The organism is Myxococcota bacterium (assembly GCA_035498015.1).
GTDB lineage: Bacteria > Myxococcota_A > UBA9160 > SZUA-336 > SZUA-336 > VGRW01.
Genome location: DATKAO010000256.1, coordinates 1 through 21,336, shown reverse-complemented (window position 1 = coordinate 21,336; position 21,336 = coordinate 1). Strand labels below are relative to the sequence as shown.

Below are 21,336 nucleotides of genomic sequence, written 5' to 3'. Positions count from 1 at the left end.
CGCGGGCTCGAGCCGTTCGGCTGGTACCGGCTCGGTCTCTCGGCCGTTCTATGCATTAGTGTCTGGCTCGGGTGGGTGAAGCTCGGTGGTCTATCCTGAGCCGCCGGGGACCTGGCCGCGGGAGGTAGGGGAATGAACGAGCTCGTGAACGAGATCCTGGAAGGGTTGAAACACCCGATGATCATCGTGGGGTTCGCGGGTCAGATCGTGTTCTCACTGCGCTTCCTGGTGCAGTGGATCCAGTCCGAGCGGGCAGGGCGAAGCATCGTGCCCGAGGCGTTCTGGTATCTCTCGATCGCGGGGTCCATGCTGCTGCTCGTGTACGCGCTGTGGCGCCGCGACGCCGTGTTCACGCTGGGCCAGTCGTTCGGCTTCGTGGTCTACGCGCGCAACCTCGTGCTGCACAAGCGGGCGCCGACATGACTCGCGCGCTCTCGGGTGTGTCGGTCGTGGTCCCGGTCTACGACGAGGAGGACAACGTCGCTCCGCTGGCCGACGAGCTGGCGGCGGCGCTGCCCGGGCTCGACGTGCCCTGGGAGGTGGTGTTCGTGGACGACGGCAGCCGCGACGGCACCCGCAAGTGCGTGCTCGACACGGTGGAGAAGCGCCCGGGCTTCCGGCTGGTGCCGCTCGACCGCAACCAGGGTCAGTCGGCGGCGCTGGTCGCGGGTGTGCGCGCGGCGCGACACAGTCACGTGGTCACGCTCGACGGCGACCTGCAGAACGACCCGCACGACATTCCGCGCGTGGTCGCGCTGGCGCGCGAGCACGACGTGGTGATCGGCCGGCGCGCGCAGCGGCGAGACACGATCTGGCGGCGCGCCGCGGGCAAGCTCGCCAACGCCGTGCGGCGCTCGGTGCTGGGCGACGGCGCGTCGGACACGGGCTGCTCGCTCAAGCTCTTCCCGGCCCAGGCGTTCCTCGCGCTGCCGCGCTTCGACGGCATGCACCGCTTCCTGCCGGCGCTGTTCCGCTACCAGGGTCTCTCGGTGCGCGAGGTCGACGTGAATCACCGCGCGCGCAAGGCCGGTGTCTCGAAGTACACCAACTTCGCGCGCCTGCGCCGCACGGTCTTCGACCTGGCCGGAGTGTACTGGCTGTCGAAGCGCACGATCCGCGTGGGCGCGCGCGACGACCACTAGCTAGTTGTCGTCGTCGCCGACCGCGTCGAGCAGCGCAAACAGCTGCTTGGCGAACCACGGGTGTTGCCGCGAGGCGTAGACGAGCTGCTCCTGCTCGCCGATCGGAAGCTGCCGGTAGTTGGCGGCGTAGTACTCGAGCCGCGGCTCGACCAGCCCGCGGCCCACGGCGAGCGCGAGCAGGAAGGCCACGATCCAGGCTGCGCCGAAGAGCGCCGGCCGCGCGCCCAGCGCGGCCAGGCCCGCCAGCGTGAACAGCGCCAGCGGCAGCACGGCGGCGGCGATCGCCGTCGCGGGCGCGAGTGACTCGACCCACACGTAGAACAGCGCGCACCACACCACCACCGCTGCGCCCAGCGCCGCCAGCGGGGCGCCCAGCGCGCGCAGCGCCAGCGAGAAGCGTGGCCAGAGCTCGCGCGCGGCCGCGATCACCGCGTCGGCCGAGCACAGCGCGAGGCCGGGCAGCATGGACAACGTGTAGTGCTTCTGCTTCTGCGGCAGCGCCGAGAAGGCGACGAACGGCGCCAGGAACGCGAGCGCGGCGAAGCGCCGCCGCGGGTCGTCGCGGTAGAGCCGCGTGCGCCAGAGCTGCCAGATCACGAACGGCAGCAGCAGGCTCGCGGGCGCGGCGCGCACCGGCAGCGCCACGAGAAACCACCAGAACGGCTTGTAGTGGGCCGAGCCGCTGCGGCTCTCCTGGCTGCCCAGCGGAAGCATCAGCGCGTCGAGAAAGGAAGTGAGTGCGCCGGGCACGCTGACCAGCACGGCCACGTACCACGAGAGCCCGATCGCGGCGATCGCCGCGAAGCACACGAGCACGCGCCGCTCCAGCAGCACGCGCAGCTCGCGGCGCAAGGCGAGCTGCACGGCGATCGGCGCGGCGATCGAGAAGGCGATGGCGGTGCCCTTGGTCAGGAACGCCAGGCCTGCCAGCAGCGCGAACGGCGCGAGCGGCGGCCGTGGCCGGCGTGAGTCGGCGCGGTCGAAGGCGAAGAGCGCCGCAGTCGAGAGCAGCGCGAGCAGCATCTCGGCGTCGCCCCGCCGGCCGGACGAGGTGATCTGCTGCATGGCGACGAGCACGCCGACGGCGATCAGCCCGAAGGCCGGTCCACCCAAGGAACGGCCCCATGCGAGCACCACCGCCGCGAGCCCGAGCGCCGCGCAGGCGGACACCGCGCGCACGCTCCACGGATGCGTGTCGTGCACGAACGTGGCCACGCTCGCGCCGGCCCAGTAGAAGAGCGGCGGCTTCTGCAGCCGGATGATGTCGTCGAGCCGCGGCACGAGCCAGTCGCCGCTCTCGACCATGCCCTTCACGACCAGGACACAGCGCTGCTCGCTGATCCGGCCGGTCGGATCGGTGCCGAGGCCGAGCCAGAGCGGCAGCGCGAAGGCGCACAGCAGCACCAGCGCGCAGAGCGCGAACCCGCGCGTGTTCGTGCAGCATGCGCGCATCAGAGACTCGAGGCGCAGCATCATCCCGCCGCGATCCATAGCACACAGTGGCTTGACAAGGATGAGAGAGCGCGAGATTCTGCCGACCGATGTCATTCCCGGCCCACGCGAACGTCTCGTATGCGATGGCGGCGCAGCTTTGCCTCGTCGTCACGGGGATTCGTGTGTAGCCGGAGGGGTGAGTGAGTTTTCGAGAACGCCCTTCCGGATGCTCCGGAAGGGCGTTCGGCGTTTCAGGGGGCCGTCATGAGCAACGCCATCGAGCTCGAAGGTCTGCGCAAGGTCTTCCGCACGCGCGAGCGCGCGCGGGGCTTCGCGGGCGCGCTGCGCGCACTCGTGGCGCCGCGCACGCGCGAGCTGGTCGCGGTCGACGGTGTCTCGTTTCAGATCGCCCCCGGTGAGCGCGTGGCCTTCGTGGGGCCGAACGGCGCCGGCAAGTCGACGACGCTGAAGATGCTGTCGGGCATCCTGCGTCCGACCGCGGGCAAGGTGCGCGTCGCGGGGCTCGAGCCGGGCCGCGACCGCCACCGGCTCGGCTTCCGCATCGGCGCGGTGTTCGGCCAGCGCTCGCAGCTCTGGACGCACCTGCCGGCGCTGGACACGTTCGATCTGCTGGCGCGGATCTACGAGCTCGCGCCCGCCGACTACCGCGCGCGGCGCGACGAACTGGTGCGCGCGTTCGAGATCGACGAAGTGAGTCGCAAGCCAGTGAGTCAGCTCTCGCTCGGCGAGCGCATGCGCTGCGAGCTGGTCGCGAGCCTGTTGCACCGGCCCGAGATCCTGTTTCTCGACGAGCCGACGATCGGTCTGGACGTGGTCGCGAAGGCGATCATCCGCGACCTGGTGCGCGAGCGCGGCCGGCGCGACGGCTGCACGGTGCTGCTGACCTCGCACGACACGGGCGACATGGAGCGCGTGTGCGAGCGGGTGCTCGTGATCCACCGCGGGCGGCTCCTGCTCGACCGCCCGGTCGACGCGCTGCGCCGGAGCTTCATTCCGCGCAAACGCATCTCGGTGGTGTCGGAAGAGACCGAGATCGCGCTGGACCTGCCGGGCGTGCAGCGGCTGCCCAGCGCGCCGCACCGCACCGAGCTCGAGGTCGACCTGCGCGCGGTGGGCGTCGACAAGGTGGTCGCCGCGATCGTGGCGCGCGCGCACGTGCTCGACCTCGTGGTCGAGGACCCGCCCATGGAGGAGATCGTGAGCGCGATCTACGCCGGGGCGAAGGCGGCCGTGGCATGAGCGCCGCGCGGCTCGCGGTCGTGGGCGGGAAGTATCTCGCGCTGGCGGGCGCCGCAGCGCGCCGCTGCATCGCCGAGCGCGCGGTGCTGGTCGGCCGGGTGGTGTTCCTGGGCGTGATCATCTTCACGTTCTCGCGCATCTGGGCCGTGATCGGCGCGCGCGAGTCACTGCCCGGAGTCGGCGTGCGCGAGCTCCTGTGGTATCTCGCGATTACCGAGTGGGTCGTGCTCGGCACGCCGCCGATGTTCCTGGCGATCGAGCGCGAGGTGCGCTCGGGCGACTTCGCGTGCCGGCTGGTGCGGCCGATCGACTACATGGGCGCGCAGATCGCCGAGGCCGTGGGCGAGGCGGCGCTGCGCATGGCGGCGCTCGCCCCCGCGGGCGCGCTCTACGCGCTCGCGTTCGGCGGCGGGCTGCCGGCCGACCCGCGCGGGCTGTGGCTGGCGCTGCCGCTGGCGTTGCTCGGCTCGCTGGTCGCGATCCTGTTCATGGCGGCGATCGGGCTCTCGGCGTTCTGGGTGGTCGACACCAACCCGTGTTTCCTGGTCTGGCAGAAGCTCGTGTTCGTGCTGGGCGGGCTGTTGTTTCCGCTCGAGATCTATCCCGAGTGGCTGCAGCGGCTGGCGCATCTCACGCCGTTCCCGTTGATCTGCTGGGCGCCGGGCCGCATGGCCCTGGGCTGGGAGCCGCAGCTGGCGCTGTCGGCCGCGCTCCAGGATCTCTTCTGGATCGGGCTGCTCGCGGGGCTCGTGATGTTCCTGTCGGCGCAGGCCCGCGCGCGACTCACCGTGGCAGGAGGCTGAGTCATGCGCTTGCGCGCTGTGCTCCGGTTCGCCCGCACGCTCGTCGCGACCAACCTGCGCGCGAGCCTCGCGTTGCGGGGCGCGTTCTGGCTGCAGGCCGTGCTGATGGTCGTGAACAACGTCGCGTTCTTCACCATGTGGTGGATCCTGTTCGCGCGCTTCCGCGAGATCGGAGGCTGGCGGCTCCAGGACATGATGACGCTGTTCGGCATCGTGGCGCCCGGCTTCGGCCTGGCCGTGGTGTTCGGCGGCGGCGCGCGCCAGCTCGCGCGCGCGATCGTCGACGGCCAGCTCGATTCGCGACTCACTCAGCCCAAGCCCGTGCTGCTGCACGCCGTGGCCTCGCAAAGCACGGCGTCGGGCTGGGGCGACGTGCTGACCGGGGCGGGCATGCTGTATCTCGCAGGGCGCCTCGACCTGGCGCACGCGCCGTTCATCGCGCTCGCGATCGCGGTCAGCGCGCTGACCTTCGTGGCCTCGGCGGTCATCTTCCAGAGCCTGGCGTTCTGGCTGGGCGACGTGGAGCAGCTCGCGCGTCAGCTCTGGGAGTTCACCTTGAACTTCGCGCTCTACCCGCAGCCGCTGTTCGCGGGGAGTCTCTCGTTCATCCTGTACACGCTCCTGCCGGCCGGCTTCGTGGGCTTCCTGCCGGTGGAGATCGTGCGCAGCCCGAGCCTGCACGCCTGTCTCTACGCGCTGGGCGGGGCGGTGCTGTGGTGGACGCTCGCGATCGCCGTATTCACGGCCGGGCTGCGGCGCTACGAGTCGGGCAACCGCTTCGGCGCGACCGGAAGCTGAGTCATGCCCCGGCGACGGCGCGGTAGACCGCGCGCAGCCGGCGCGCCGACGCGGTCCACGACATGGCGCGGGCGCGCGAGAGGCCGCGCCCGCGCAGCTCGCCCGCCAGGTCGGAGTCGTGGGTGACTCGCGCGAGCGCGTCCGCCAGCGCCTCGGGCGAGCGCGCGTCGACCAGAAGCGCCGCGTCGCCCGCGGCTTCGGGCAGCGACGCGGCATTCGAGCACACCACCGGCGTGCCGCAGGCCATGGCCTCGAGCACGGTCAGCCCGAAGCCCTCGTAGAGGCTCGGCACCGCGCAGGCGCGCGCCGCGCCGATCAGCGCCACCAGCTCGGGCTCGGGCAGCCCGGAGAGGCGCGTCGTGCGCGCGCGCAGGCCGTGGCGCTCGAGTGACTCCTCGAGCTCGGACTCGCCGTCCGAGCCGCGCCCGACCAGCACCAGCCGCAGCTGGGGCAGGCGGGCGAGCGCCTCGACCAGCGCGGGGAAGTTCTTGCGCCGCGACACCAGCCCGATCGCGATCACGTACTCGCCGTGCGCCTCGCGCGTCTTTGCCACGGTCTCCGGCGTGGGCGGGCGGAAGCGCGCGCAGTCCACCCCGAGGTGCACCGGGTGCACGCGCTCGCGCGGCAGGCCGTACTCCTCGCACACCTCGCCCGCCGTGAACGCGCTGTAGGTGACCACGTGGTCGGCGCGCGCCACCGCGTCGGCGATCTTCCCGCCGCGCCGCTCGTGCCAGCGCTCGCTCACCCACTCGGTGTTTCGCACGGCGTTCAGGTCGTGGATCGTGACGAGCTTCGGCACGCGCGGCGTGCTGGGCACGAACACGCCGTGCGCATGGAAGAGGCTCGCGCCCCGCAGCAAGAGGCCGTTCAACGGGTCGGCGGCGAGGCGCAGGCGCGCGTTGGGCGCGTCCGGCCGCCACGGCTCGCCCTTGCGCCAGCGCGAGAGCCGCGTGCACAGCAGATACTCGGTGCCCGGGTCGTCGGCGAGCAGCGCGCCCACCGTGCCGCGGATCGCGCCGCCCACGCCGCCGGCCGGGCCGGGGCCCGCCGCGGAGCTCACTTCCAGCGCGAAGCGGGTCAGTGGCTCACTCGCCGTCGATCAGCCGGGGCAGGAGCGCCCCGATCGGTCCGCGCACCACCGCGTCGGCCAGGTCGTCCATTTCCGTCGGCTCGGCGTTCAGGATCACCACGCGCGCGCCCCCGCGCTTGGCGATCGGCACGATCGCCGCGATCGGGTAGACCGACAAGGTGGTGCCGACCGCGAACATCAGGTCGCACTCGTTCGCGGCGCGCTCGGCGCGGCGCAGGTCGTGCTCGACCAGACCCTGGCCGAACGAGATCGTGGCCGACTTCAGGATGCCCCCGCAGCTCCGGCAGGGCGGGTCGGACTCGCCGCCGCGCACGCGCGCCAGCGCGCGCTCCATGGCTGCGCGCTCGCCGCAGTCCAGGCACACCACCTCGCGCACGTTGCCGTGGATCTCGACCAGCTTGCCGAGCGAGCTGCCCGCCGCGACGTGCAACCCGTCGACGTTCTGCGTGACCAGGAGGTGCAGGTTCCCCGCCTGCTCCAGCCGCACCAGCGCGTGGTGGCCGGCGTTCGGCTTGGCGGTCCACATCTCGGAGCTCAGCCGGTGCTGCCAGGCGCGCTCGCGCACCGACTTGTCGGCCACGTAGTGCGACAGGGTGGCCATCTTCTCGGCGCCGGGGTTCTTGGTCCAAAGACCGTTCGGCCCGCGGAAGTCGGGAATGCCTGACTCGGTCGAGATACCCGCGCCGGTCAGCACCACCACGCGCTGCGCGCCGCGGATCCAGCCCGAGACCTCGGCCAGCTCTTCGTCCTCGCGCCCCATGCCGGGATTCTCGCACGACTGGCGCGAGCGGTCGCCCGTCTCCTAGGATGACGACGTGCCCGCGCCACCGACGTCTTACCACTCACCGAAGCTCGAAGGACGCCGCATCGCAGGAAAGGGGGGCCGGACCCTCGTGGCCCGCGAGCCGATCGCGGCCGACGAGGTGCTGGTCGTGTTCGGCGGCGAGGTCGTCCCGGCCGGCCGGCTCGAGGCGCTCTCGCCCGCCCAGCGCCTGCTCACGCTGCAGGTCGAAGAGGACCTGTATCTCGTGTCGGGTCACGACGGACCCGCCGACTGGGTGAACCACTCCTGCGCGCCCAACAGCGGCCTGCGCGGGCAGATCGTGCTGGTCGCCATGCGCGCGCTCGAGCCGGGCGAGGAGATCTGCTTCGACTACGCCATGAGCGACGGCACCCCCTACGACGAGTTCACCTGCGGCTGCGGCGCCGACACTTGCCGCGGCAAGGTGACGGGCGAGGACTGGACCCGCCCCGAGCTCTGGGACCGCTACCGCGGCTACTTCTCGCCCTACCTGCAGCGGCGCATCGACGCCCGGCTGGCGGGGAACCGGGGTTTGCGGTCTCATAGGGCGTAGGGGCCAAGGGAGACGACGGTGAGCGACCAGGTGCAGGAATACGAGGGCGCGCTGGACCGCGGGCTCGAGGGCGTGGTCACGTGCACGACCTCGATCTCCACGATCGAGGGCACGACGTTGCTCTACCGCGGCTACACGATCGAGGACCTCGCGCAGAACGCGAGCTTCGAGGAGGTCGTGTATCTCTTGTGGTACGGCTGGCTGCCGACGCGCCGCGAGCTCGACGAGTTCTGCACCGACCTGCACCACTCCATGGCGCTGCCGCCCGAGGCCTTCGGCTGGTTCCACGGCCTGCCCACGCGCGTGCACCCGATGGACTTCCTGCACGCGGTGATCGCGGGACTCACTCTGCACGACCCCGACGCCAACCTGGTGAACGCCGCCGCCACGCTGCGCAAGTCGACGCGGCTGTCGGCGCGCGTCGGCACGATCGTGGCGGCCTACCAGCGCGTGCGCTCGGGTCAATGGCCGCTGCAGCCGCTGCCCGAGAAGTCGATCGCCTGGAACTTCCTCTACATGCTGAAGGGCGAGGAGCCCGACGAAGCCACCGTGCGGCGCTTCGACACCTGTCTGGTGCTGCACGCCGACCACGAGCTGAACGCGTCCGCGTTCTCGGCGCGAGTCACTTCGAGCACGCTCTCGGGCCTGTACTCGAGCGTCATGGCCGCGATCGGCACGCTGAAGGGGCCGCTCCACGGCGGCGCCAACGAGCAGGTCGCGCGCATGCTGCTCGAGATCAAGTCACCCGACCGGCTCGAGGGCTGGCTCGACAACACGCTGCGCTCGGGCGAGAAGATCATGGGCTTCGGCCACCGCGTGTACAAGGAAGGCGACCCCCGCGCCAAGATCCTGAAGAAGATGAGTCAGGAGATCACGCGCGAGAACGGTCACCCCGAGCTGTACGAGATGAGCGCCCGGCTCGAGGAGCTCATGCAGCAGAAGAAGGGCCTGATCTGCAACGTCGACTTCTACTCCGCGTCGGTCTACTACAGCATGGGCATCCCGATCGACCTGTTCACGCCCGTGTTCGCGACCAGCCGTATCTCGGGCTGGTGCGCGCACGTGCTCGAGCAGTACCAGAACAACCGCATCTACCGCCCGCGCGGCAAGTACGTGGGCCCGGTGGGTGAGGTGTACGTCCCGATCGACGAGCGCTGATCCGCTCTTCCGGGCGTGATGGCGAGCCTGCTCCTCGCGATCGTTTAGGCTGCGCTACGGAATGATTTCGCCCCGTTGGCTCGTCGGACCGTGATGGCGCTCGCGACCTCCGCCATGAGCGGCCCGCTGCTGCCGGGCCTGGCGGCGCCGGTCGCGGCGCTCGGGCTGCTCGAGCCAGGAGGCGTGGCCGACGCGTCCCGGGTCCTCGCCGGTCCCTCGACCCGCCACCGGGTTGCGCACGCGCGGAGCTTCGAGGAGCTTAGTCGGGCGCTGCGGGATGCGCCGATTGCCGGCGGGGAGCATTGACCGCATGGCGGTGCTGATCTGGGCTGGTTTCCTGGCGCTGATCCTGGTGTTCCTGGCCATGGATCTCGGCGTCTTCAACAAGACCCCGCGCGTGATCAGCACTCGCGAGGCGCTGGTCTGGACGCTGTTCTACGTCTCGCTGTCGATGGCGTTCAGCGGCGCGGTCTTCGCGCTGTTCGAGCACGACTGGGCCGGCATCGCCACGAACGCGCCGGTGCACCTCGACGGCAAGCGCGCGGTCATCCAGTACCTGACCGGCTACCTGGTCGAGTACTCGCTCTCACTCGACAACGTGGTCGTGATCGCGCTGATCTTCAGCTACTTCCGCGTGCCGCTCGCCTACCAGCACCGGGTCTTGTACTGGGGCGTGCTGGGCGCGCTCGTGTTCCGCGGCATCATGATCGGTGCCGGGGCGGCCTTGCTCGCGCGCTTCGCGTGGATCTCGTACGTGTTCGGGGCGCTCCTGATCGTGTCTGCCGCGCGCATGCTCTCGGCCAGCGGCGAGTCCATCGACCCCGACCAGAACAAGCTGTACTGCGCGCTGCGCCGCCTGTACCCGATCCACGACGACTTCGTCGAGCACAAGTTCTTCATCCGGCAGTCGGGCAAGCGGCTGGCGACCCGGCTGTTCGTGGTGCTGATGTTCGTGGAGACGTCGGACGTGATGTTCGCGATCGACTCGATCCCGGCCATCTTCGCGGTCACGAGTCACCCCTTCCTGGTGTTCAGCTCGAACGTCTTCGCCGTGCTCGGGCTGCGCAGCCTGTATTTCGCGCTCGCGCCCATGATCGAGCACTTCCGCTACATGAAGGCGAGCCTGGTGCTCTTGCTCGCGTTCGTGGGCGTGAAGATGATCCTGGCGCACCACGTGGAGATTCCGACCACGGCCTCGCTCGGCGTGATCGTGGGCATCCTGGGCATCGGCGCGCTGGCCTCCGTGGTGGGCGCGCGCCGCGAATCCGCGCGGCTCGGCTCGCCGGTGGTGCCCGCCGAGCTCGAGCAGCTCGCGCGACTCACGCTGCGCGCCGCGCGCCGCATGGTGGTGCTGGTGATCGGCGGGACGGTGCTCTTGATCGGCGTGGCCATGCTGGTGCTGCCGGGGCCGGGGCTGGTGGTCGCGCCGCTCGGGCTGGCGATCCTCGCGACCGAGTTCGTGTGGGCCAAGCGCCTGCTCTCGCGCGTGCGTGACTCGGCCACGAGCGCCGCCTCGACCGTGTCGAGCGCGCTGCGCCGCGGCTCCTCGGGCCGCTAGCAGCGATGGTGCGGGAGCTCTCGGTCTCCACGAAGGGACCGGGGTTGTACGAAGTGACCCGCGAGCTCGAGTCACTCGTGCGGGGGGCGGGCGTCGCCGAGGGACTGTGCACCGTGTTCGTGCGCCACACGTCGGCGAGCCTGCTGATCCAGGAGAACGCCGACCCCGACGTGCGCCGCGACCTCGAGGCCTTCCTCGCGCGCCTGGTGCCCGAAGGCGACCCGCTCTACCGCCACGTGACCGAAGGCCCCGACGACATGCCTGCGCACGTGCGCGCCGCGCTCACCGCGACCTCGCTCTCGATCCCGATCCTGCGCAGCCACCTGGCGCTGGGCACCTGGCAAGGCGTGTATCTCTGGGAGCATCGCCGGCGCGGCAGCGAGCGCGAGCTCGTGGTGCACCTGGGCAGCTAGGGCCGCGGGGCGATCTCGTTCATGTCGTAGCGGGTCATGAGCGCGACCCCGTCCCGGAGCCGGAACACGAAGTGTTCCTGGCCGCTGCGCTTGGAGTAGCGGCTGTTCACGACCACTTCGATGCGGGCCGCGGAGATGTTCACCGTCTTCACGATCGAGACGCGTTGGAACGAGAGGTGTCTCCCGTATTGTGTCTCGAGCTGGGTCATGGCCGAGGCGAACTGCTCCGCGGTCGCGGATTCATGGAACTCGGGGTCCGCCTCTTCGTAGATGCGGGCGTACTCTCGGAGGTTGACGTGGGTGTGGAAGCGATCGATCGCCTCCCATGCGGCCTTCTCCTCGTCCGGGGTCAGCACACACCGGCCGAGACAGGAGCTCAGGAGCAGGAGCAGCGCGAGCGGGGCGATCGCTCGCGCCTCACGACGCACGTTCAGTTCGCGCCGATCTTGACGCTCTTGCCTTCGGACAGGCCCGCGGCGTCGCCGATCACCAGCGCTTCGCCGCCTTCGAGGCCGCTCTCGATCGCGACCTGGTCGCCGCGCTCCGCGCCGGCGCGCAGCGCTTGCCGGCGCAGCTTGCCGTTGGTCACGACCCACGCGAAGCTGCCGTTCGAGTCACTTCGCACGGCGCTCTTCGGGACGAGCACGAGCGGGGGGCCGTTCTCGGCCGCGGGCTGCTCGCCGGCCAGGAAGTTCAGCCGGACGCTCATGTCGGGCAGCAGATAGTCGTCGGGGTTCTGGATGCCGACCTCGATCTTGAGCGTGCCCTTCGAGCGGTTCACCTGCGGGTACATCTTCACGACCTTGGCCTCGTAGCGCTTGTCGGGGTAGGCGTCGGGCGTCACGAACGCCTTCTGGCCCAGGTGCACGCGGTTGAGGTCGGCCTCGGCGACGTCGACCTCGGCGCGCAGGTCGGAGAGGTTCGCCATGCGGATCAGGTCGCCCGAGCCGGCGAAGCCGCCGGGCACGGCCATCTCGCCGACCTCCTTCAGCTTGGCGAGGATCACGCCGTCGGCCGGCGCGCGCAGCACGGTGTAGTCGAGGTTCACCTCGGACTGCGCGATCTCGGCCTCGAGCTGAGCGATCTGGGCCCGGTCCACGCGCAGCTGGGTCTCGGCGGTGTCGAGCTCGTTCTGCGAGGCGTAGTTCTGCGCGCGCAGCTTGCGCTGGCGCTCGGCCTGGATCTTGTGCAGGTCCTCGTTCGCGCGAGTCACTGCCAGTCTGGCCTTCTGACTCTCGAGCGCGGCGCGGTAGTCGCGGTCGTCGAGCTGTACGAGGGGCTGTCCCAGCTTCACGTGGTCGGACTCGTCGACGAAGAACTTCTCGATCCGGCCGGGAATGCGCACGCCGATCGAGATGTACTTGTCCGCAGTCACCACGTAGCCGGAGCCGGAGAGCACGGCGACCGACGGCGCCGAGCCGCCGGGCTCGATGCGCGAGGCGTAGGCGACCTGCACGATCCTCGGGCCGCCGAGAGACAGCCACACCACGACGCCCACGAGCACCGCGACCACGGCGGCGCCGATCGCGATCCAGCGCGTGGGCACGCGCTGGGGCGGCTTGCGCGCCGTGGAGCTGCCGCGGTCGATACGCAGGGCCTGGAGGTCGTCGCGCAGGTTGCGTGGGGCTTCGGCCGCCATGTGATTCGCGAATTCTACGCTTTCCGGAGGGCCTCGACCGGCCGCAGCCGGGCCGCGGCCCAGGCCGGGAAGAAGCCGCCGATCAGACCGATCAAGATCGACAGCACGAAGGGGAACACCAGGTCCTGCGGCGCGACGGTCAGCTCGACCACGCTGGTGCTGAAGGTCTTCGAGTTCATGCCGATTCCGCCGAGCGCGTGCGAGATCAGGTACCCCCCGACCGCGGACACGGCTCCGCCGATCGCGAAGCCGGCCATGGCAGTCATCACTGACTCGGCGAGGAACGCCGTGAGGATTGCGCCGCGCGAGAAGCCCAGCGCCCGCAAGGTGCCGATCTCGGAGGTGCGTGACTGCACCGCGGCATACAGCGTGTTCGCCGCGCCAAAGATCGCGCCGATGCCCGCGAACACCGCCACTGCCACCACCACGATCAGGAGCGTGTTGCCGGTGCTGGCGAGCTCCTGGTAGTAGTCGGTCTCGCGCGAGGCCGAGAGCGCCCAGCGCGAGTCATCGGCAATGCGCCGCGCCAGCGCGTCCATGTCGGCGCCCGGCGCGACCCGGACGCGCAGCCCGGAGTAGGGCAGCGTGCGCTTCGCGTCGTTGGCGAGCTCGCGCGCGTCGACCCACACCTCGCTCTCGAACGACGACCCGCCCGACTCGAGCACGCCCACGACCTTCCACACGCCGTGGCCGAAGTGGAGATCGGAGCCGATCTGCGCGCCCTGGTAGCGCCCCGCCACGCTGCGGCCGACCACCGCTTCGCTGCTCGACGGGTGGAACATGCGGCCTTCCTTGATGTGCACCTCGTCGTGCACCTGCAGCGCGACCGGCTCGACGCCGCGCACCAGCACGTTCTCGCGCACGCCGTCGAGCGTCTTGAAGAACGGCTGCACCACGAGCTCGGGCGAAGCCAGCGGGTTGCCCTCCGAGTCTTTCGCCACGCCGTCGAAGAGTCGGACGGCCTGCACGGCCTCGAGCGCCAGCTGACTCGAGCCGTCGTTGTTCGCGCCCTTGCGCATCACGATCAGGTTGTCGGGCGAGCCCGACGCCACCATGCTGCGCTTCAAGCTGCCGACCAGGCTCCATAGGAGCGTGATGGCCACCACGACCAGGGCGATCACCGCCACCGTGAACGCCGTGCGCGTGCCGCGCGCCAGCATGCTGCGCCAGCTGTACGACAGCGGCAGCGCCACTCAGAACACCTCGCGCAGGGTGGCCGCCACGCTGCGCCGCGATGCGCCCAGCGCGGGCAGCCAGCCGGAGATGATGCCAATGAAGAACGCGACGAACAGTGACTGGATCAGAATCGCGTCGGTGATCACGAAGCCTGTGAGCGGCCCGAGCTGCGGTCCCGTCCCGCCGCCGGTCGAGGTCATCTTGCGCAGGAACAGGGTGAGTCCCAGCGACGACAGCGCGCCCACCGCGCCCGCCGCGGTCGACAGCATCACCGCCTCGGCGAGGAGCGTCGAGAACACGGTGCGCTTGCGGAAGCCGATCGCCTTCAGCACTGCGATCTCGCCGATGCGCTCGCGCACCGACATGCTCGCGGTGTTCGCGGCCACGAACACGATGCACAGAGTGACCACGCCGGTCACGATCTCGATCACGTAGATCAGCTGCTTCAGGCTGCCGAAGAAGCCGCGGATGAAGTCCTTTTCCGTCTCGGACGCGGTCTCGGCGTCGCTGTTCTTGAACATCTCGTCGATCTCGCGCATGACGCCGTTCACGCGCTCGGGATCGTCGACCCGGGTCCAGATCATGCCGGTCTGGTCGCCGTTGCCGCCGACCGCGGCCAGCGCCTGCACGAGATATTCGCGCTGGAAATAGAAGCTGTTCGAGGAGTCCACGGGGATCTCGCCCACGATGCGGAAGGAGAGATTCACCGGGAACACGGTGCTCTGCAGCGTGACCACGTCGCCGACCTTCCACTTCTGCTCGTTGAGCACGCGCCGGCCCACCAGCGCGGAGTCACGGTACTTGCGGAAGTCGTCGAGCGCCTTCGGGTCCACCTTCCAATCGGCGTAGACCTGGCCGAACGCCTCCGGGTCGACGGCGAAGTTCGGAAACGAGACGCCCTTGGTGGGATCGATCGCGCCGCCGAACCACTGCCAGCTGAGCGCGGCGACCACGCCGGGAATGCCGCGCACCTTGTTGAGATAGGCGTAGGGCAGGGAGTAGACGATGCCGGCCTGGTTGTGAGTCGAGATGCGCGTGTTGGCGGCGATCGAGTTCACCACGCCGTCGAGCCCGGCCGGCATGGTGCGCAGCGCGCACACCAGCGCGATGGCCAGGGCGATGGTGGCGCCCGTGAGGATCGAGCGCAGCTTGTTGCGGCCCAGGTTGCGGAGCACGAGCGGGAGATACTTCATCCCGCGGCCCCCCGCGCGGCCCCGCCGGGCCGCTTCTCGAGCAACACGCCCTTGTCGAGGTGGATCACTTCGTCGACCCATTTCTCGGCGCGCGGGTCGTGCGTGACGATCACGACCGTCTTCCCGAAGTCGCGCCGCAGGGTCTGCAGCAGCGACAGGATCTCCTCGGCGTTCTTCGCGTCGAGGTCGCCGGTGGGCTCGTCGGCCACGATCAGCTCGGCGTCGGTCACGATCGAGCGGGCGATCGCCACGCGCTGCTGCTCGCCGCCCGAGAGCTGGCGGGGCAGGTGGTCGGCGCGATCGGCCAGGCCGACCACGCGCAGCGCCGTCTCGGCGCGCTGTCGGCGCTCGGCCTTCGACAGGTGGGTGAGCAGGAGCGGCAGCTCCACGTTCTCGACCGCGTTGAGCACCGGGATCAGATTGAAGAACTGGAACACGAAGCCCACGGTGTGGGCGCGGAACTCGGCGAGCTCGTCCTCCGACATCTCGTTCAGCCGCTTGCCGGCCACCGTGACCTCGCCGGAGTTCGGCCGGTCGAGACCCGCCAGCACGTTGAGCAAGGTCGACTTGCCCGAGCCCGACGGGCCCATGAGCGCGACGAAGCGCTGCTTGGCCACGTGCAGACTCACTCGCTCGAGCGCGTGGATCTCGTCGGCACCGCGCGTGTAAAGACGAGATACATTGACAAGATCGATCAAGTCTCGGCTCCTCGCGGGGGGATCGTGCGAGGATGATATCCGATCGCTTCCGTCCGCGCGCTGCCGCAGGCGGACTGCACTAATGCAGCGCGTGGGTAGGGTGCCCACGCGCTCCGCTGTCGTGTCTTACAGCCCGTGACGCATTTCTGCGACGGCTTCGATCAGTCGGTCGAGCACGCGGCGCACGTCGTGCGCAGGCGGACGCTCGGCGGGCTCGCGCTCGGCGTCGGGCTCGCGCGGGTTCAGGTCCTGGTGGTCGACGAACGCGGCGATCACGCGGTGCAGCTTTCCGCTCGAGAGTCGCCGGCGGTAGCGGATCAAACGGTCCGTGGCGTAGTCGACCCCGTCGCCCGTGATGCGGTCGCGCCGGTTGATCACCGCCGAGCGGCGCGCGACCTCGCGCAAAAGCTCGGCGAGCGCGCGGCGCTCGAACGCCGCGGCCGCGCGCATCAGCCGCAGATACGAGCGCTGCAGGCGGCTGGCCATGCGCAGGCGCGTGGGCGTGGCGGCGCGGTCGGCGCGCGCGGCGTAGCTCGAGAGACCGAGCCGCAAGAGCTCACGCCCGGCGAGCGGCGCGGGCGACGCGGCGAAGCGCAGCGGCAGCTCGCGCAGTAAGTCGCGCATGCTGAAGACCGCGTTCCAGGTCAGCCCGTCCGGGACCTTGCACGGGCCGCGCGCCGAGCGCGCGCGCTCGAAGTAGGAGAACGCGCGCCGGAAGCGCTCGAGCTCGCGCCGCCGCGTGCGCAGCAGGTGGGCGGCGGTGCGCGTCCGCAAGCCGAGCTTGCGCACCAGCAACCGCTCCTTGGTGAGCGCGAACTCGCGGTCGAAGATGCGCAGGCACGGGTCGTGCGCGAACTCTTCCAGCGGGCGCTTCCTGCCCTCGAGCAGACAGGCACGGATCTGCGCGAAGCACTGCGCGATGTAGCGCGCCTTCACGCGCTGCTCGGGGATGGTCGTGGACCAGCGCTCGGCGTCGTCGAAGCGGTACTCGCGATGGTAGAGCCCGAACTGTCTCACCGAGCCGTAGTCGACGATGCCGCCGTCGGCGAGCACGTTGTCGCCGTCCCAGTCGAGCCAGCAGAACACGTACTCGCTCTCGAACGTGGCGGCGGCGCGCGCGAACACGCGCGCGCACTCGTCGGCCAGGAAGCGGTGGCGCGCCGCACCGGGCGCGACGCGCGGCCAGTCACCGTTGGCGATCTGGCGCTCGGCGAACAGGTCGATCGCCGCGCGCAGGCGCGTGAGATCGCCTTGCTTCAGCGGCGCGAAGAAGTGAGAGGGGCGCAAGAGGTTCCTGCCCGCGCGCACGTTGATCGCGTAGCCGTTGCGCAGCGCGATCACCGCCAGCACGCGCTCGGTCGGGATGCCGTTGCGGTGGAAGGTCTCGGAGAGCAGCGCCGCCGAGATGCCCTCGCCCAGCGCCGCCGTGCCGCAGCCGTAGCTCGCGGTGCGCGTGCCGGTGCGGAAGAAGCGGCCCTCGTGCGCGGTCGCCGGGCACAGCCGAGTGACTCCCACGCCGCAGCTCGACACGTCCCAGGTGACTCCGGCGTGCGTGATGGTGCCGTTCCACACGCTGCGCCCGTCGCCCGAGGTCGTGCCGCGCCGGCCCGGATGCTGGAGCTGCAGATAGCGCGTGGCCATGTAGGTGTGCGGCAGGCGGTCGCGGCTGGGCACGCGCGTGCGGTGCAGATAGTCCCACTCGTTCAGGATCTGCAGCCCGAAGGTGCGCAGGATCGCGCGCGACAGCTCCGGGTTGAGCCGCTCGGGGTGTGACTGCGGCACCAGCCCCATCTCCTTCGCCAGCGCGAAGTTGAAGAAGGCGACCTGGCCGTCGCGCCTGCGGCGCGCGCTGTAGTCCACGAAGCCGCCGGAGACCCGGCGCTTCCAGGGGTGGCTGCCGTCGATGCGGCGGAACCGTGGGTACTTGGCTTTGGGGGCCACGGGGTGTTCCACGACCCCGATCGGAGACGAGCGCGGCGCCCTTTAGGCTAGGATGGCGCGCATGGCAAAGATCGTCGGCAACGTCCGTCCCGAAGACGACTACACCCACCCGCTCGGCCCCGAGCAGAACTTCAACGAGTCGGTGTATTTCAACTTCTTCGACCGCGAGCAGGGGCGCGGCGGCTTCCTGCGCATCGGCAACCGTGCCAACGAGGGCTACGCGGAGCTGACCGTCATCGTCTACAACGCCGACGGCTCGGCCTTGTTCAACTACAAGCGCCCGCCGATCAGCACGAACGACGGCTGGAACGCGGGCGGTCTGTCGGTCGAGGTGTTGGTGCCGGCCGAGAAGCTGCGCACGAAGTACGACGGCTCGGTGGTGTATCTCGCCGACCCGCGCGCCATGCAGGACCCGGGCAAGGCGTTCAAGGAGAACCCGCACCGGCGGCTGTCGCTCGACCTGGTGCACGAGGCCGTGGGGCCGCTCTACGGTCACGTGGGGAAGCCCGGCGACGGCAACGAGTTCGCGCGCGCACACTTCGAGCAACACATGAAGGTGTCGGGCACGATCGCGGCCGAGGGCGAGCCTCCGGTCGAGATCCGAGGCCACGGCCTGCGCGACCACTCCTGGGGCCCGAGATACTGGCAGTCGACGCCGTCCTACCGCTGGATCACCGGCAACTTCGGCGACGACATGGGCATGGTGATCTCGATCGTCGGCGACCGCGTGGGCGGCGTATTCCACAAGGGCGAGGAGCTGCTGCGCATCACCAACGTGGAGCTGGACACCGACTACGAGCAGGGCACGCGCTATCACTCCGGGCTGCGCGCCAAGCTGACGCTGTCGGACGGCGCCAAGCACACGATCGAGGGTCGCGTGCGCGGCTTCATCCCGCTGCGCAACCGCCGCGCCGGCCAGAACACGCACATCGGCGAGGGCATGACCGAGTACACGCTCGACGGCAAGCGCGTGGGCTACGGCTTGAGCGAGTATCTGGACCAGAACGCCTAGGGCCAGTAGAGCCGCTTCGCCTCGAAGCGCAGCCGGTCGCGGAACTCCGGCGCCGCGACCTCGGCCATCGCCAGCGCGCGCTCGCGCACCGACTTGCCGAGCAGGCGCGCCACGCCGTGGTCCGTCACGATCGTGTCGGCGATCTCGCGCGGGATCGAGACGATCTGACCCGCCTCGAAGCCGGGCACGATCGTCGACACGCTGCCGTTGCGCGCGGTCGAGGGCAGCACGGTCACGTAGCGGCCCCGCTTGGCGAGATAGGCGCCCAGGGCGAAGCCCAGGTGACCGCCGAGCCCCGTGTACACCTGCGGGCCGAAGGCGTACACGCCGATCTGGCCGGTGAGATCGACCATGAGCGCGCCGTTCATCGCGACCATGTCGTCGTGCGCGGCGATCGAGCGCGGGTCGTTGGTGTGCTCGTAGGAGTGCACCTCGAAGGCGGGGTTGCGCTCGATGTAGTCGAGGTCCTCGAGTGAATTGCCGATGTGCGCGGCGACGAACTTGCCCGGGTGCAGCGCGCCGCGCCGGCCGTTGATCACGCCGCGCCGCGCCAGGTCCACGAGCCCCGGCACGGTGAGCTCGCCGAAGTAGGTCAGGTCGTTGCGCTCGTCGAACGCGCCGAGCTGCGCCAGCACGCCGGTGTGCGAGCCCAGGCCGATCTGGATCGTGGCCCCGTCCGGGATCAGTCCTTTCACGTTCTGCGCGATCGCGCGGTCGCAGGCGTCGAACTCGGTCGGGATGGGCGCGACCAGCCGCGGCCGGTTGTTGCGCACGGCTGCATCGAGCTGTGACACGTGGAGCCAGCTGTCTCCGCAGGTGCGCACGACCGACTCGTTCAGCTCGACCACGACCTTGCGCGCACGCCGGGCGTTCGTGACTGCATCCCAGCACGCGTTGCCGACGCAGCACCAGCCGTGCTCGTCCGGCGGAGACACCGTGAGCATGAGCTCGTCGATCGGCTGCGCCTCTTCGCGCCCCGCGTCGACCGCCTTGTGCTGCATGATCATCGACAGCGGGTGGAAGTCGATGATCCGGTCGGCGAGCGCCTTGCGTGCGTCGGGCTGCACCGCGTACTGGATCTGCAGGTCGAACGACTCCATGGCCTCGCGCTTGAACCAGCCGAAGTCCGGGATGATCGTGCTGCGGATCTTCACGCCGCGGACCTGCGAGCCGCGCGCCGCGAGCGCAGCCAGGATCGAGATCGGCGCGTGCGTGCTGGGGATCCAGATCTGGTCGCCCGACTGCACCAGGCTCGCGGCCTGCTCGGCGGACATGAGTTTCTGGTCGAGTTCGCGCTTGGGGTCGACGTCTAGACGGAGCTGGGCCATCGCTCGAGCATCGTACCTCAGGTGCCGGAGCGCCTGGGTGCGCCGGGCCGCGCGGCGCTCCCACGCGGATCGGTCACCGACACCAGGCCGACGCCTCCGATCCGGTGGTCACGGACATCTCCCAGGACCGCTCCATCGAGCCGACGCAATCCGAAGAGGGCCCGAGTCAGGCCATTCATCCGATGGTCCGTGCGCTCCCGTTGGCTCGATGGTGTTCAGGCGGGCGAAGCCCGCAATCTCCAACAAGTGTGGGACGCGAAGTGATTCGCGGGAGCGACTGGGCGTGGCGGGCGTAGCGCCGCTTCGACCCGCGCAGAGGGTCTCGCAGGCAAGCACCCGGAAGTCCGCGTGGGAGCGCGGCGCGGCCCGGCACGCCCAGTCGCCCCCGCGCCACCGTCCTTGCGAACCCGCCGAAAAAGCGCAAAATGCCGCGCCCCACGGGAGGCCAACCGTGACCGCCTTCGGCGTCGACTTCGGTACGACGAACTCTGCGCTGGCGCGCGCGGACGGAGACGGGCCGGCACGGCTCGCTCACTTCTCGCGCGGCGGCGGCAAGCGCACGCGCACCTTCCGCTCGGTGGTCTACTTCGAGAGTCCCGAGGGTCTGCCGGCGCGCGAGCTCGCCGGGCCGCGCGCGATCATGCGCTATCTCGCGGCCGAGGAGCCGGGGCGGCTGGTCCAGTCACTGAAGTCGTTCCTCGCGGCGCGCGACTTCTCGGCCACGCGCATCTTCGACCGCGAGTACCGGCTCGAGGCGCTGATCGCCGTGCTGCTGCGCAGCTTGTTCCGCGAGGGCACGGAGACCGTGGGCGAGATCGCGGGCACCGTGGTCGTGGGCCGGCCGGTGCGCTTCGTGTCCGCGCGCAGCGCCGAGGACGAGGAGCTGGCGCTGGCGCGCTTGCGCGCCGCGTTCGCGACCGCCGGCGTCGAGGACATCGTGTTCGAGTACGAGCCGGTCGCGGCGGCGTACCACTACGAGCGCGCGCTCGACCACGACGAGCTGATCCTGATCGGCGACTTCGGCGGCGGCACGAGTGACTTCTCGCTGATCCGCGTCGGCCCCGGTCCGCGCAAGGCGCGTGACTCGGGCGGGGCGCTGCCCGTGCTCGGCAACGCCGGCGTGCCCGTGGCCGGCGACGTGTTCGACGGCCGGCTCGTGCGCGCGCTGGTCGCGCCCGCGCTGGGGCTGGGAGCCGAGTACCGCTCGATCTTCGACCGCGTGCTGCCGGTGCCGCGCTGGCTCTACGGTCACCTCGAGCGCTGGCACCACCTGTCGTTCCTGCGCACGCCGCGCACGCTCGCGCTGCTCTTCGACCTGCAGCGCGAGGCGCTCGAGCC

At 70.3% G+C, this 21,336-nt stretch carries 22 protein-coding genes; 12 read left to right on the top strand and 10 right to left on the bottom strand.

All coding sequences use genetic code 11. The annotated features are described in order from the left end of the window. The first annotated feature begins 132 nt into the window (after positions 1 to 132). Together VMR86_22830 and VMR86_22825 are read left to right on the top strand one after the other, a co-directional pair. Positions 133 to 423 (top strand): lipid-A-disaccharide synthase N-terminal domain-containing protein, encoded by a 291-nt coding sequence (locus tag VMR86_22830; protein ID HTO09905.1) that lies wholly within the window; start codon positions 133 to 135, stop codon positions 421 to 423. Beyond that, entirely contained in the window at positions 420 to 1,142 is a 723-nt protein-coding gene (locus tag VMR86_22825) for a glycosyltransferase family 2 protein (protein HTO09904.1), read from the top strand. Before VMR86_22830 ends, VMR86_22825 begins: the two co-directional genes overlap by 4 nt. Here VMR86_22825 and VMR86_22820 read toward each other — a convergent pair whose 3' ends face one another. After that, positions 1,143 to 2,618, bottom strand: coding sequence for a glycosyltransferase family 39 protein (locus VMR86_22820; GenBank protein HTO09903.1), 1,476 nt, complete (start codon positions 2,616 to 2,618; stop codon positions 1,143 to 1,145). 222 nt (positions 2,619 to 2,840) lie between these two features. Here VMR86_22820 and VMR86_22815 point away from each other — a divergent pair, with 222 nt between their 5' ends. From VMR86_22815 to VMR86_22805, 3 genes are read left to right on the top strand one after another with little or no spacing between them, the layout of a single operon-like run. Next, the gene (locus VMR86_22815) at positions 2,841 to 3,836 is read left to right on the top strand and encodes an ATP-binding cassette domain-containing protein (GenBank protein ID HTO09902.1); all 996 of its coding nucleotides are present in this window, start codon (positions 2,841 to 2,843) and stop codon (positions 3,834 to 3,836) included. Further along, the gene (locus VMR86_22810; protein ID HTO09901.1) at positions 3,833 to 4,639 is read left to right on the top strand and encodes an ABC-2 family transporter protein; all 807 of its coding nucleotides are present in this window, start codon (positions 3,833 to 3,835) and stop codon (positions 4,637 to 4,639) included. The genes VMR86_22815 and VMR86_22810 overlap by 4 nt, the downstream gene beginning before the upstream one ends. Before the next feature lie 3 nt (positions 4,640 to 4,642). Further along, on the top strand, positions 4,643 to 5,437 hold the full coding sequence (locus VMR86_22805; GenBank protein HTO09900.1) for an ABC-2 family transporter protein: 795 nt from the start codon (positions 4,643 to 4,645) through the stop codon (positions 5,435 to 5,437). Between the two features lies 1 nt (position 5,438). Here VMR86_22805 and VMR86_22800 read toward each other — a convergent pair whose 3' ends face one another. After that, complete coding sequence (locus tag VMR86_22800; GenBank protein HTO09899.1) at positions 5,439 to 6,497, bottom strand: glycosyltransferase family 1 protein; 1,059 nt, start codon at positions 6,495 to 6,497, stop codon at positions 5,439 to 5,441. A gap of 25 nt (positions 6,498 to 6,522) precedes the next feature. Then, the gene (locus VMR86_22795) at positions 6,523 to 7,287 is read right to left on the bottom strand and encodes a Sir2 family NAD-dependent protein deacetylase (protein ID HTO09898.1); all 765 of its coding nucleotides are present in this window, start codon (positions 7,285 to 7,287) and stop codon (positions 6,523 to 6,525) included. Positions 7,288 to 7,342: 55 nt separating this feature from the next. On the opposite strand from VMR86_22795, the gene VMR86_22790 reads away from it, so the two are divergent. The 5 genes from VMR86_22790 (at position 7,343) to VMR86_22770 (ending at position 11,011) form a co-directional block, all read left to right on the top strand. Next, the gene (locus VMR86_22790; protein ID HTO09897.1) at positions 7,343 to 7,882 is read left to right on the top strand and encodes an SET domain-containing protein; all 540 of its coding nucleotides are present in this window, start codon (positions 7,343 to 7,345) and stop codon (positions 7,880 to 7,882) included. Positions 7,883 to 7,900: 18 nt separating this feature from the next. Then, positions 7,901 to 9,040 carry a citrate/2-methylcitrate synthase gene (locus tag VMR86_22785; GenBank protein ID HTO09896.1) on the top strand — a complete coding sequence of 380 codons (1,140 nt, stop codon included), beginning with the start codon at positions 7,901 to 7,903 and terminating at the stop codon, positions 9,038 to 9,040. A gap of 90 nt (positions 9,041 to 9,130) precedes the next feature. Next, positions 9,131 to 9,346, top strand: coding sequence for a hypothetical protein (locus VMR86_22780; GenBank protein ID HTO09895.1), 216 nt, complete (start codon positions 9,131 to 9,133; stop codon positions 9,344 to 9,346). Between the two features lie 4 nt (positions 9,347 to 9,350). Continuing rightward, positions 9,351 to 10,598, top strand: coding sequence for a TerC/Alx family metal homeostasis membrane protein (locus VMR86_22775; GenBank protein ID HTO09894.1), 1,248 nt, complete (start codon positions 9,351 to 9,353; stop codon positions 10,596 to 10,598). A gap of 5 nt (positions 10,599 to 10,603) precedes the next feature. Further along, a complete protein-coding gene (locus tag VMR86_22770) occupies positions 10,604 to 11,011 on the top strand; it encodes a secondary thiamine-phosphate synthase enzyme YjbQ (protein ID HTO09893.1) in 408 nt (135 codons plus the stop codon). Here VMR86_22770 and VMR86_22765 read toward each other — a convergent pair. The 6 genes from VMR86_22765 to VMR86_22740 form a co-directional block, all read right to left on the bottom strand. Beyond that, on the bottom strand, positions 11,008 to 11,439 hold the full coding sequence (locus VMR86_22765; GenBank protein ID HTO09892.1) for a hypothetical protein: 432 nt from the start codon (positions 11,437 to 11,439) through the stop codon (positions 11,008 to 11,010). The two genes, VMR86_22770 and VMR86_22765, sit on opposite strands and share 4 nt — an antisense overlap. Positions 11,440 to 11,441: 2 nt before the next feature. Further along, positions 11,442 to 12,650, bottom strand: a complete 1,209-nt coding sequence (locus tag VMR86_22760; protein ID HTO09891.1) for an efflux RND transporter periplasmic adaptor subunit — start codon at positions 12,648 to 12,650, stop codon at positions 11,442 to 11,444. A gap of 14 nt (positions 12,651 to 12,664) precedes the next feature. After that, positions 12,665 to 13,843, bottom strand: coding sequence for an ABC transporter permease (locus VMR86_22755; protein HTO09890.1), 1,179 nt, complete (start codon positions 13,841 to 13,843; stop codon positions 12,665 to 12,667). Next, entirely contained in the window at positions 13,844 to 15,019 is a 1,176-nt protein-coding gene (locus tag VMR86_22750; GenBank protein HTO09889.1) for an ABC transporter permease, read from the bottom strand. It lies immediately after the preceding gene. Beyond that, positions 15,016 to 15,717: an ABC transporter ATP-binding protein gene (locus VMR86_22745; protein ID HTO09888.1), complete on the bottom strand. Its 702-nt coding sequence runs from the start codon at positions 15,715 to 15,717 to the stop codon at positions 15,016 to 15,018. The genes VMR86_22750 and VMR86_22745 overlap by 4 nt, the downstream gene beginning before the upstream one ends. A gap of 126 nt (positions 15,718 to 15,843) precedes the next feature. Continuing rightward, complete coding sequence (locus tag VMR86_22740) at positions 15,844 to 17,670, bottom strand: hypothetical protein (GenBank protein ID HTO09887.1); 1,827 nt, start codon at positions 17,668 to 17,670, stop codon at positions 15,844 to 15,846. 49 nt (positions 17,671 to 17,719) lie between these two features. On the opposite strand from VMR86_22740, the gene VMR86_22735 reads away from it, so the two are divergent. Further along, positions 17,720 to 18,670 (top strand): hypothetical protein, encoded by a 951-nt coding sequence (locus VMR86_22735; protein ID HTO09886.1) that lies wholly within the window; start codon positions 17,720 to 17,722, stop codon positions 18,668 to 18,670. Here the strand turns inward: VMR86_22735 and VMR86_22730 are convergent. Continuing rightward, complete coding sequence (locus tag VMR86_22730) at positions 18,667 to 19,998, bottom strand: acetyl-CoA hydrolase/transferase C-terminal domain-containing protein (protein HTO09885.1); 1,332 nt, start codon at positions 19,996 to 19,998, stop codon at positions 18,667 to 18,669. The genes VMR86_22735 and VMR86_22730 overlap by 4 nt on opposite strands. A gap of 451 nt (positions 19,999 to 20,449) precedes the next feature. Here VMR86_22730 and VMR86_22725 point away from each other — a divergent pair. Further along, a partial coding sequence (locus VMR86_22725) for an Hsp70 family protein (protein ID HTO09884.1) occupies positions 20,450 to 21,336 on the top strand: 887 nt, incomplete at its 3' end.